The organism is Candidatus Zixiibacteriota bacterium, from assembly GCA_022865345.1.
In the GTDB taxonomy this organism is placed as follows: domain Bacteria; phylum Zixibacteria; class MSB-5A5; order MSB-5A5; family RBG-16-43-9; genus RBG-16-43-9.
The window spans coordinates 22,017-33,892 of sequence record JALHSU010000092.1 but is presented as its reverse complement, the minus strand read 5'-3'; the positions used below and the strand labels follow the sequence as shown (position 1 = coordinate 33,892).

Here is an 11,876-nt window from a genome sequence, read left to right as displayed (position 1 = left end):
TTGATAAACCAAAAAACAAAATAAAAGATGATTGGGAAAACTATATTACGTTAGGAACTCACCCTGAATCCCTCTCTTAGAAAGAGAGGGACTAAAATCCCCTTCTCTTTGTAAGAGAAGGGGTGAGGGGATGAGTTCGAGAACATAAACATGAACAAAACGGTTGTCCGGGCAGCCAAAAGTGTTTGTCGTGATCTTCGAAAGAGATCAGCCCGAAGTGAGCAAATATTTTGGGACGCAGTACGGAACAGGAAGATACTGGGAAAGAAATTTCTTCGTCAATATCCAATTTTCTTTGAGTACATGAATCAAAAGAGGTTCTTTATTGCTGATTTTTATTGTTATGAAAAACGGCTGGTAGTGGAAATTGATGGCAAGAATCATGACCTCCAGAAAGAGTACGATGAACTTAGGTCGTATATCATAAATAATATGGGTATCAATGTAATCCGTTTTCGAAACGGGCAGATAGTCAATAACCTTGAAAGAGTTTTAGTCAGGTTAAAAACCGTTTTTTATGAAGGAACTCACCCTGAATCCCTCTCTTATAAAGAGAGGAACTAAAGCCCCCTTCTCTTCGTAAGAGAAGGGGCCAGGGGATGAGTTCAGGAATCAACCGTGAGAAAAAGCTTATGATTAACAAAACAATCTTACATTACAAAATTCTGGAGAAACTGGGCGAAGGTGGAATGGGCGTGGTCTACAAAGCCCAGGACACCAAGCTTCAGCGAATGGTTGCTCTGAAGTTTTTGCCTCCACACGTGGCAGAAAATCCTGAGGAAAAAGCCCGTTTTATCCAGGAAGCTCAGGCTGCCTCAGCTCTGAGTCATCCTAACGTAACCACCATTTATGGGATTGAAGAGAGTCCTGAAGGACTATTTATCTCGATGGAATTTGTCGAGGGGCATACGCTGAAGAAGATTGCGGAAAAAGAGTCTCCCTCCATAAAAAGGATTCTGGAAATAGCCATTCAGGTGAGCGAGGGTCTAAATGCCGCTCACCGGAAAGGCATAGTTCACCGGGATATAAAGTCAGACAACATTATGGTCACCCAGGATGGCCAGGTAAAGATAATGGACTTTGGCTTAGCCCGGCTGGAGGGGGTGGACCACTTGACTGAAACCGGCTCTACCTTAGGCACTGCCGCTTATATGTCACCAGAACAGGCGCAGGGAGAAGAGGTTGACCAGAGAAGTGATATCTTCTCTTTTGGGGTAGTGCTCTACGAGCTGTTGACCGGGAGACTTCCATTCAGAGGCGAGCACATTCCAGCTATAATCTATTCGATCTTGAACGAGAATCCCGAGCCAGTTGCCAGGTACAAGATTAATGTACCTGAAGGACTGCAAAGAATTGTTGACAAAGCCCTGGCAAAGGATAGGGAGGAAAGATACCAGCATATAGATGACCTCCTGGCGGACTTAAGACACGAGAAGAAAGGTCTTGACTACGCTAAGACTACTCAAATCCCTGCACAGGTAGTCGTACCCAAGCCCAAAAGCAGACTGCTTCCTTTCATAATTCCAACCTCAGTCGTTTTCGTCATGGCTTTACTTTTCTTAGTTTTCAAACCATTCAAATTCGAGATAGTCCCCGAAGAAAAGGCGATGGCAAAGGAAAACTCTCTGGCGGTAATGTACTTTGAAAATCTGGCAGACAGAGAGGATAAGGAAAGGTTAGGAGAAATCGTTGCGAATCTGTTGATAACTGGCCTTTCGGAATCTCAATATATGAGTGTGGTCTCCAGCCAGAGGTTATACGACATTTTGAAATTGCTGGGTAAAGAAGGCACCAAGATCATTGATCGGAACGTCGCCACGGAAGTGGCTACAAAGGCAGGTGCCAAGTGGATGCTTTTAGGGAGCATTCTGCAGGAAGAACCACAAATCGTCCTGACGTCTCAACTGGTTGAGGTTAAAAGTGGCACCGTGTTAGGGTCACAGCGCATAAGCGGCGAGCCAGGGGAAAAAATATTTCCAATAGTAGACCGACTAACAGAAGAATTGAAAAAAGGACTTTCGCTCCCGGCTGAGGCAACCAAGGAGCCAGCTCGATCAGTTGCGGATGTCGCTACCCATTCTCAGGAAGCATACCGCTACTATCTGGAGGGAGTGGATAATCTTTATAAGGTATACAACATTGAAGCAAAGAGAAGCTTCAAAAAAGCTTTGGAGTTCGATTCAACCTTCGCCATGGCGTATCTCAGGCTGGCGCAAATTGAAACTGGCGAGGAACAAAGAAGACTAATAGCTAAAGCAGCAAAATATTCGGATAAAGTCAGCCAGAAGGAAAAACTTTACATAAGAACTTTTGAAGCAGGCATCTCAGGTAATCAAACCCAGGCGATCAAAGAATTAGAGAAGATAGTGGAGCGCTATCCTGAGGAGAAAGATGCCTATTTTACGTTGGGTTCATTCTATCAGGTCAGACTGAGACAACCTGGAGAAGCTGTTCGTTATCTGAATAAAGCGATTGAAATAGATCCTCTCTATAAGGTAGTCTATAACCTGCTTGCTTATGCCTATAACGACATGGGTGATTTTGAGAAATCTATCTGGGCTATAAATAAATATATATCTCTAGCCCCGGACGAAGCCAACCCCTATGATTCCAGAGCTGATTTGTATGCTTACAACGGCAAAATAGACCAGGCGATTGAATCTTACAAAAAAGCGCTGGAGATAAAACCAGATTTTTATGCATCCCTGGTGAAGTTGGGGCATATGTATCTTTTCAAAAGAGCCTACCCTCAAGCTGAGAGCTGTTATAAAGTACTCTCGTCCAGCAGTGAAAAAGATATTCGCTCCGAAGGAAGGACTTTTCTGGCTCTGGTCCCGTTATATCAAGGTAAGTTTAAGGAAGCTCTTAAAGTCCTGGACGATGGCATTGCCGCAGACAGGATGGAACAGGCTGAAGGAGAGCAGAGTTTTACAAAGTATATGGAAAAGGCATTAATCTATTTCGAAAGTGGAAGTCCGGACCTAGCTTTGAAGGAAATTGATATTATGAGAGCGATTTACATGAAGATTGCTCCAAATGATCCAGTTAAGTTGCGCAATATCTATGCGATATGCCTGGCGATTGCTGGGAAGACCAAGGAAGCTGACGAGGTCGTCGGCTCTTTGAGAAAAGATATTGAGATAAAGAATAAAGACAGAATGGTCGAGTACTGGATGGCAGCAGGAGTGGTCGAACTGATTAAGGGGAATTCAAAAAATGCAGTTGCCTATCTGGAGAAAAGCGTTAAGGAAGCATCAACTCCTCTTTTTGCGGCGCGATACTTCCTGTCCAGAGCCTATCTGGAAGCAGGCAGATTGGGCGAGGCGGTAACGGAGTTAGAGAAAACCCTTTCAAGATATGATGAGATAAGACCAACCTATCCGATCTGGGCTGTTAAGGCTTATTACCTATTGGGGCTGGCATATGAAAAATCCGGTTGGAACAATAAAGCTATTGTCCAATATGAGGAGTTTCTGGATATCTGGAAGAATTCAGATCCGGGGATACCGGAAGTTACGGATGCTAAAGAAAGACTAAGGAAATTAAAAGCAAGCAGTTGACAGTAGGCAGTAGGTAGTCGACAGTAAACAGGGTAGGGGCACGACACGTCGTGCCCCTCCTTTCTTTTCAAATTTATTTGACAAATAAATTCAAGTTCTACATATTGGTTTCATAAAAGAGTAATTCTGGAGAAAGAGAAAAATTTGAACGAGATCGAGAAAAAAGGACATCACGAGAAGGTGAGCGTTGCTTTCAGCTCCCTTTTAGCCGCCATTTTCCTGACTGGGACCAAACTGGTGGTTGGGATTATCACTCAAAGCCTGGGGATAATTTCTGAGGCGGCCCATTCTGGTTTGGACTTGGTTGCTGCTGCGATGACTTATTTTACGGTAAAGCGGTCTGATAAACCCGCGGATGCCGAACATCATTACGGACACGGCAAATTTGAAAATTTCTCAGCCCTGCTGGAGGCGATTTTACTCCTTATAACCTGCGCCTGGATAATCGTCGAAAGCATCAAACGTTTTTTCAAACCAGTTGAGATCAAGGTCATCCCCATAAGCTTTGTGGTGCTTGTGGTCGCGATCGCAATAGATTTTTCCAGGTCCAGAGCCCTTTACAGAATTGCGAGGAAATATCAAAGTCAGGCTTTAGAGGCGGATGCCCTTCATTTCAGCAGTGACATCTTTAGCTCGCTGGTGGTGATTCTGGGGCTTATCTTCGTCAGGCTCGGCCTGCCGGTCGCAGATCCCCTGGCCGCTCTGGGAGTAGCAGTTGTAGTTCTGCATGCTTCCTGGAAATTGGGTAAGAGAACGGTAGATGCTCTCATTGATCGAGCGCCAGAAGGGCTTGACCTGAAGATCAAGGAGATGGTGCAAACCATTGCCCAGGTTAGCTCTATCTCCAGACTTCGGCTGAGAAGAGCAGGTAATCACTATTTTCTGGATATGAACGTAATGCTGGAAAAAGACAGCTCTTTAGAAAAAGCTCACCAGGTTACCACCCAGATAGAGGATAAAATTTCCGAGCTGCTGCCGAATTCCGATGTGGTGGTCCACACAGAGCCGGAAGAGGGAGCGGGATTCCTAGAGGATAAGGCTGACCTACTGAGGGATGGTGAAGAGGAAAAAAAGATTGTGTATGAGATACTGAATCAGCACTTCACCGACTTCGTGGAATTTCATGATTTGACTCTCAGGAGAATCAAGGGCTCCAGATTGATCAGCCTTCATCTGGTCGTGCCGGGGGATATAAAGATCGAAGATGCTCATAAACTCTGCGACCATCTTGAAAATGATATAAAAGAAAGGCTGGTTTCATCAGAGATCTCAATTCATATCGAGCCTTGCGAAGGTGAATGTATAACCTGCGAGCAGGAATGCAAATCCAGAGAGTCAGGAAAAATGGAGAAGAAAGATGATGACTAAATTCAAAGGCAAAGCCTGGGTGGTTGGAGATGACATCGACACGGATCAGATCTATCACGGGCAGTATCTTCCTCTGACTGATCCCCAGGAGATGAAAAAGCATGCGATGGAGTTTGTGCCGGGTTTTGAGAAATTCAGCCAGGAGGTGAAGCCCGGAGACATAGTCGTTGCCGGCAAGAACTTCGGCACCGGCTCGTCCAGAGAGCATGCTGTTGTCTGTCTGAAAGAAAACGGGGTTAGTTGTGTAGTAGCAGATTCCTTTGCCCGGATTTTTTACCGGAATGCCATAAATTTAGGGTTTCCTCTTTTGGAATGTCCCGGCATATCCACGAGCGTTAAGACCGGTGACATTCTCGAAATAGATATCCTCTCCGGAGAAGTGAAAAATCAGTCCACAGGCAAAAGCATAATCGGGCATCCTCTTTCAGGATTGGAATTAGAGATAACTGAAAAGGGTGGGTTGTTGAATTATCTAAAAGGCACAGAGAAGACTTGAGAGAAAACTGATGACTCTGATTCAGGTTTCTTGCAGGGAGTCCCTGTTACGAATAGAATGAGGAACTGAATTTGTAGGGGCGAGGTTCCCTCGCCCTTTATTTTTTTCTTGCAACGCAATCTGCCCCCAACTTAGAAAATGGCAAAAGGACTCGGAATGGTTATTAAAAAAGGGGATATTGTTGAAGTCTCAGTCACAGATTTGGCCTATGGGGGCAAAGGGGTGGGGAAATTGGACGGGCTGGTGGTTTTAGTAAGGGGAGGTCTTCCAGGGGATGTTCTCAAGGTCATAATCGAAAAGAAAAAAAGGAACTTTGCTGAAGCGAAAGTAGTTGAGGTTCTAAAAAGCTCAGAAAAACGAATTGTACCAGTCTGCTCTCATTTTGGTTTGTGCGGGGGATGCACCTGGCAAAATCTGGATTATGAAACTCAGCTTATCTACAAAGAAAAAACAGTAAAGGAATCGCTCAAACATCTAGGTGGTTTTTTAGATTTCGAGACTGAAAAGATAATCCGTTCAGACGATACCTATTTTTACCGCAACAAGATGGAGTTCTCCTTTGGCAAAGACCTTGAGGGGAAACTTATCCTCGGTTTACATCCCTTTGAAGATTTCAGAAGGGTATTTAGCCTTCAAAAATGTTATCTTCAATCCGGACTTTCAAACCAGATAATCTGGTGGGTAAGGGATTTTTGCGCAAAAGAGAAGCTTATTCCTTACGACCCTAAAGAGCATACCGGTTTTTTGAGATATTTAGCCATCAGAGAAAGTGTTAATAAATCAGAAATTATGGTTAATCTGGTAACATATTCAGGCGAATTCAAACAAGCAGAAAGACTTGCTTCTGGACTTATGGAGAGCTTTCCTCAGGTAAAAACGGTGGTTCGGAATATAAATACCAAATTCGCTGATATCGCTTTTGGAGAGGAAGAAGTAGTCTTGGCGGGAAAAGGAACTATTCAGGAAAAATTAGGCAGGTTCCATTTTGAAATCTCGGCCAACTCTTTTTTTCAAACCAATACCAAACAGGCAGAGAAGCTATTTGACATAGTCACTGATTATGCGGAATTACAAGGTTCAGAAGAGGTTTTGGATTTATACTCTGGTACAGGTGCCATCTCTTTTTTCCTGGCTCAGAAGGCAAAATGGGTTACCGGTATAGAATCAGTCAAAGATTCAGTAGAAAATGCGATCAGGAATGCGGAACTTAATTCCATAAAAAACTGCCGGTTTCTTCTGGGAGAAGCGAAAGATGTGCTGTCGTCATTAGTCAAGGAGAATTACTCGCCAGGGGTTATCGTGGTTGACCCTCCCAGAGGCGGAATGCATAAGAAGGTAATCTCTTCAATGCTTGAAATCAAACCTAAAAAAATCGTATATGTCTCCTGCAATCCAACTACCTTAGCCCGTGACCTGCAGGTTTTAGCTGAAAAAGATTACATTCTGGAAAAAGTTCAGCCGGTGGATATGTTCCCGCAGACTTATCATATCGAAGCGGTGGCGAAACTTGTGAGGAAATAAACATCTAAGGATTCAAGGATTCAAGGGATCGAGGAAAAAGACAAAACACTTTAAGGTAGTCACAGACTTTAGTCTGCGATTTTGAATTGGTAGGGGCGACCCGGCGGGTCGCCCCTACTGACTTTTTTTTGAACCTCTCCCTATCCCTCTCCTTAATAAGGAGAGGTTAAACAACCGCATGGACAGAACATTGTTTTGTCCCTTCTTAAAAAATCTTAAACAATTTATCCCTTTCAGCCGATAAGATTAACTGGAGTTCTAGGTAAAACTATACCTTCTAAACATTAGAAAATGGTTAAAATCTTACATACTGCGGACATACACTTAGGGGCTAAGTTCTCAGGTCTGGGCAGGAGCGGTGACCGGGTCAGGGCACAACTTAAGAAAACTTTTATGAAGGTCATAGACTTAGCCCTGGAGAAAAATGTCGATTTGCTACTGGTAGCAGGTGACCTCTTCAATTCCAATCAGATCTCCAGAGCTACCCTGGGATTTATCCTGGGAGAGTTCGCCAGATTAGGCAAAATACACGTCTGCCTGGTCCCGGGAACACATGACTGCTATGACAACAGCTCTATTTACCGGAATATCGAGCCGAGCCTTTTGCCTCCTAATTTCCATCTTCTGGCGGATGAGGAAAATCCCTTTGTATTTTTTGAGGATTTAGGGGTAACCGTATACGGCAAGCCGAACCGGTCAAACAGAAGTGGGGAAAGTCCGCTACCTGTTTTGAAACAAGAATTTAACTCAAGATTTAATATCGCGCTAGCTCACGGGTCACTTCAGATTCCTTCAAAAAGTCAGGGGGATGATTTTCCCATTACCATAGAAGAACTGGAGAAAAGCGGGTTTGATTATGTTGCCCTGGGGCACTGGCATTCAACTCAAGAGGTCTGCAAGAAACCTTTAACTTACTATTCCGGCTCTCCGGAACAGCTTAAATTCGGGGAAAAAGATTCCGGGAATGTCTTGCTAATTGAGTTAAACGAAGGTCTGCCAAGGGTAGAAAAAATTAAGACCGGGGAGCTCAAGTGGCAGGAGACGGAACTTGAATTAGATAAATTCAAAAACTCATCCGAGCTTTTAAGAGAGATCGAAAAATATAAGGGCGAGCAGAATATCCTAAAAGTCAGGTTCAAGGAAAACCTGGGATTAAAAGGGTTCTCCGAGCCCGGGTCAGAAGAGCAGGATTTCTCCAGACTAAAAGAGGTTTTAGAAGATCAGTTTCTGCACCTGGAATTGGAACAGATGCCTCAACCATTTAACTTAGACATAACGAGCAAAAATTTCCCTCAGCATACGGTCACCGGGCAGTTTTTAAAGATTATGGAGGAAAAGATAAATTCAGCTAATGAAGAAAGCAGGGGAAAATATCAGCAGGCAAAGGTTTTAGGGTATCTTTACTTGAGCGGCAAAGAAGGGATTTAAAAGATGAGAGTCGAGAAGTTAAATCTAAAAAGATATGGCAAATTCGACAAGTTCGAGATCGGGTTAAGTAAGGGGATTAACCTGATCAAAGGGGACAACGAGGCTGGTAAGTCCACCTTGGTCGAGGCTTTGACCTGTGCCCTGTACGATGATCCCAAATCTACAAAGAAAGAGCTGAAGGACAAGACTTCCTGGGGTTTCCAGAAAGATTTTGAGATGAAGCTGGATTTCGAGGCAGGGGGGGACTCTTATTCACTGGAAAAGAATTTTGACACTGGTTTTCTTAAACTTTCCAAAACTCCAAGCGGAGAGAGCTGGGAGGACAAAAAAAGTATTGAGGAGATTATAAACCAGAGGACAGGGATTCCGACTAAAGAGGTTTTTTTAGCTACTGCCTGCGTGCAGCAGGATGAGATCTCCCGTCTGGATTCAAGCGTAGAAGCCATCAAGGATAAGTTAGAAAGCCTGGTAACCGGGGGAGAGGAGAAGGTAAAAGCCTCCAAGATCATAGAGCACATAAAGGAAAAAATGGGGGAGCTTAAGAAAGTCGGGACCAAGAACTTGGGAATAATTCAGAAATACGAGAAGGACAGGGAAGAGCTAACTTACGAGTTGGAAAAAGTCAGGAATCAGAACAAGAAGATGAAGGAAAGCCAGAGCGAGCTAACGGAAAGCTCCTCCGAACTTGAAAAAACAAGCAAAGAGTCAGAGGTTAAAAAAGAGCTATTAGAAAAAGCGGAAGCTGCCTCAGGATTAGAGGAGAAACAAAGAGAATTAGAAGAAAGATTTCACGATTTAAATACCCGTATAAAACAGACCCAGAATTCGGAAAGGGTGGTGCGCAAATTAAGGGAGGAGGCTTCAAAATATATTGCAGTAAGCAAAGAGGATAAGGACAAAATAGATGAATTAGAGGCAAAGCTTGTTTTCTTAGAGGAAAAAAAGAATGAATGGCTCAGGGAAGAAGAGGAGCTTAAAACTGTGCTGGATGCGTGTTCCCATAACCAGACCCTGAAAATCATAGCTTTATCTGCTCTGGGTTTGACCCTTTTATTCGGATTTCTGGCTTATTTCCTGAAGCCTGTGTTGTGGGGAGGGGCTGGCTTTACTTTCATTCTACTACTGGTCTTCGTATTCAAACTTTTAGCCCAGAAAAGTGAAAGACATTTCTACTCCCAGCAGATAGAACAGAAGAGAAACCGGCTTCAGGAGCTGGAAAGAGATTCTTATGAACTAACGACCTCAGCCAAGAATATTTTGAGCAAATATAATCTGGTCTCCTCTCAAGTCTTGAGAGAGAATTATGACCACTACCGGGACATAGAGCGGGAAATAAAAAATGAGCTTTCCAGATATGAGGGGTGGTTGGGAGGACGGAATGCAAGAGAACTGGAAAGCGAACTGAAAGAGGTGACTAAGGAACTGGCTCTATGGGATGAGAAGACCAGGGATTTAAAGCCGTTTATCCTGAAAAGGGAAGAGCTGATACATCTCCAGAATGAAGTCAGGGAGATAGAAGAGAAAAGAAAAAACCTGGAAATAAAAACTATTGCGTTGAAAAAAGAGCTGGAGATGGCTGAATGCGGGACAGAGTTAGAGGCAAGCTTGGAGGAAAGGTTAGATTATACTCATAAGAGCTTGACGGAGCTCCAGAAGGGATTGGAGATATACGAGATTGTTCAGGGGACCCTGGAAGAGGCGAGGAGAAAAGTGATTGACACCTGTGTCGGTACTCTGGAGGAGGAAACCTCCAAGCTCTTAAAGGAGATGACTGCCGGGAAATATAACCAGGTCAGGTTTGACAAGGAAAGCTTCAGATTTGAGGTCTTTTCAGACAAACTCAAAAACTGGGTTGATCCGCAAAAGTATCTTTCCCGCGGAACCTTGGACCAGATCTACCTTGCTTGCAGGTTAGCTTTGTTGAATCTGATCTCTGAAGATAAAAATCCGGTGGTGATAATGGATGACCCTTTTGTCACTTTTGACAAACATAGAAGGAAAAATGCGCTGAAGCTTTTAAAATCTCTTTCCAAGAAATACCAGATTCTCCTTTTGACCTGCCATGATTTCTACGATGGATACGAAGACCAGTTGATAGAACTGCCTACATAATTTGACTGATAAACAGTAGATAGTAGATAGTAGACAGCATATAGGACGGGCGAGCCAAAGGCTTGTCCGATTTTTTTTTGAGAGATAAAATTTTTATTTATAAAAACACTTGACAAGAGAAATCGTATCATTATATTGATATATAGATAAATGTAAATATGTAGATATATAAAATATTCCTGTTTTGCAGAGCGAAGATATGAAGGACTTGAGTGAACTGTTTAAGGCCTTTTCTGACCCCACCCGGAGAGAGATTATGGACCTGCTCAAGCAGAAGGACCAGACCCCTTCGGAGATACTGGAGAAAATCGAGGTCAGCCAGCCTACACTTTCCCATCACCTGGATATCCTGAAGAGGGCAAATCTGATCACCGGGGAAAGAGAAGGGCAATTCATAAAATATTCGCTTAATATGAGCGTTTTCCAGATGGCGATTGAATATATGACTAAATTTATCAAGAGGAGGTAAGATTATGAGATGGAACGTAAAGAGAGAGATTTTTCCCTTTGTCATCATTACACTGTTTGTAACCCTGTCGATCTATTTTTACCCGATTTTGCAGGAAAGAATTCCTTCACATTTTAATCTCAATGGAATACCGGATAAGTACTCACCAAAATTGCACGTGGTCTGGTTTAATTTAGGCTTAGCAGCATTCATTTACCTGCTTTTGACCTTTATCCCTTTCATCGATCCTTTTTGGAAAAGGATTCAGAACAAGTATAATGTCTTCCTGATGTTTCGAGATTTTGCCCTTCTTTTTTTCCTGTTCTTCTACGTGCTGGAGCTTTTCTCTGCGAAGGCCGGAAGGTTTGAAAGAAGCGTATACGGGGTTGGTTTTGGACTTCTGTTCATATTTCTGGGCAATTATCTTCCAAAACTCCCCCGGAATTTCTTTTTTGGTATTCGCTCTCCGTGGACTTTAGCCTCGGAGATAGTTTGGAAGAAAACTCATATACTCTCTGGCTGGCTTTTTGTTCTGGCCGGGATAATCATAATCATCCTCTCTCTTTTAAAAGTAAACCTGTTCTTTAGCCTGGTTGTAATTCTTGTTCCGGTTATCTTGTACACCAGTATTATTTATCCGTTGTACCTTTACAAAAAACTTCAAAAGGGTGAGAATAAGAATGTTCCTGAATTGTGAAAGTCAGAGACCATTCTGCTGATTATAGCGTATAAGCTTTATAGCTGAACTCATCCCCTGCCCCTTCTTCCCGCCCGTGGCGGGATCTTCGACTTAAGAAGAGAAGGGGCTTTTAGTCTCTCTCTTTTTAAGAGAGGGATTCAGGGTGAGTTCCTTCAGTTGCTCGTACTTATCCCTTTGCCTCTTCTCTTAACAAGAGAAGGGGAGCTTTAGTTACTCTCTTCCTAAGAGAGGTCTGCCCTGCCA

Annotated in this window: 9 protein-coding genes; all 9 read left to right on the top strand. The window is 43.3% G+C overall.

From position 1 onward, the window contains the following. Nucleotides 1-150: 150 nt before the first annotated feature. The 9 genes from MUP17_04370 to MUP17_04330 all read left to right on the top strand — a co-directional run bounded on the left by MUP17_04370 (nucleotide 151) and on the right by MUP17_04330 (nucleotide 11,630). Entirely contained in the window at nucleotides 151-564 is a 414-nt protein-coding gene (locus MUP17_04370) for an endonuclease domain-containing protein (protein MCJ7458208.1), read from the top strand. 68 nt (nucleotides 565-632) lie between these two features. Beyond that, nucleotides 633-3,560 carry a FlgO family outer membrane protein gene (locus tag MUP17_04365; protein MCJ7458207.1) on the top strand — a complete coding sequence of 976 codons (2,928 nt, stop codon included), beginning with the start codon at nucleotides 633-635 and terminating at the stop codon, nucleotides 3,558-3,560. 144 nt (nucleotides 3,561-3,704) lie between these two features. Then, nucleotides 3,705-4,928, top strand: a complete 1,224-nt coding sequence (locus MUP17_04360) for a cation-efflux pump (GenBank protein ID MCJ7458206.1) — start codon at nucleotides 3,705-3,707, stop codon at nucleotides 4,926-4,928. After that, the gene (locus tag MUP17_04355) at nucleotides 4,918-5,424 is read left to right on the top strand and encodes a 3-isopropylmalate dehydratase small subunit (GenBank protein MCJ7458205.1); all 507 of its coding nucleotides are present in this window, start codon (nucleotides 4,918-4,920) and stop codon (nucleotides 5,422-5,424) included. The genes MUP17_04360 and MUP17_04355 overlap by 11 nt, the downstream gene beginning before the upstream one ends. Before the next feature lie 156 nt (nucleotides 5,425-5,580). Continuing rightward, nucleotides 5,581-6,945: a 23S rRNA (uracil(1939)-C(5))-methyltransferase RlmD gene (gene rlmD / locus MUP17_04350; GenBank protein ID MCJ7458204.1), complete on the top strand. Its 1,365-nt coding sequence runs from the start codon at nucleotides 5,581-5,583 to the stop codon at nucleotides 6,943-6,945. A gap of 291 nt (nucleotides 6,946-7,236) precedes the next feature. Further along, nucleotides 7,237-8,373 carry a DNA repair exonuclease gene (locus tag MUP17_04345; protein MCJ7458203.1) on the top strand — a complete coding sequence of 379 codons (1,137 nt, stop codon included), beginning with the start codon at nucleotides 7,237-7,239 and terminating at the stop codon, nucleotides 8,371-8,373. A 3-nt stretch (nucleotides 8,374-8,376) separates the two neighbouring features. Further along, complete coding sequence (locus MUP17_04340; protein ID MCJ7458202.1) at nucleotides 8,377-10,485, top strand: AAA family ATPase; 2,109 nt, start codon at nucleotides 8,377-8,379, stop codon at nucleotides 10,483-10,485. Nucleotides 10,486-10,693: 208 nt separating this feature from the next. After that, complete coding sequence (locus MUP17_04335) at nucleotides 10,694-10,954, top strand: autorepressor SdpR family transcription factor (GenBank protein ID MCJ7458201.1); 261 nt, start codon at nucleotides 10,694-10,696, stop codon at nucleotides 10,952-10,954. A gap of 4 nt (nucleotides 10,955-10,958) precedes the next feature. Continuing rightward, nucleotides 10,959-11,630 (top strand): SdpI family protein, encoded by a 672-nt coding sequence (locus tag MUP17_04330; GenBank protein ID MCJ7458200.1) that lies wholly within the window; start codon nucleotides 10,959-10,961, stop codon nucleotides 11,628-11,630. The last annotated feature ends 246 nt before the right edge of the window (nucleotides 11,631-11,876 follow it).

Coding starts and splice junctions, on each gene's coding strand:
- MUP17_04340 (MCJ7458202.1), top strand. CDS start 8,377: ATGAGAGTCGAGAAGTTAAATCTAAAAAGATATGGCAAATTCGACAAG.
- MUP17_04330 (MCJ7458200.1), top strand. CDS start 10,959: ATGAGATGGAACGTAAAGAGAGAGATTTTTCCCTTTGTCATCATTACA.
- MUP17_04370 (MCJ7458208.1), top strand. CDS start 151: ATGAACAAAACGGTTGTCCGGGCAGCCAAAAGTGTTTGTCGTGATCTT.
- rlmD (MCJ7458204.1), top strand. CDS start 5,581: ATGGTTATTAAAAAAGGGGATATTGTTGAAGTCTCAGTCACAGATTTG.
- MUP17_04355 (MCJ7458205.1), top strand. CDS start 4,918: ATGATGACTAAATTCAAAGGCAAAGCCTGGGTGGTTGGAGATGACATC.
- MUP17_04365 (MCJ7458207.1), top strand. CDS start 633: ATGATTAACAAAACAATCTTACATTACAAAATTCTGGAGAAACTGGGC.
- MUP17_04345 (MCJ7458203.1), top strand. CDS start 7,237: ATGGTTAAAATCTTACATACTGCGGACATACACTTAGGGGCTAAGTTC.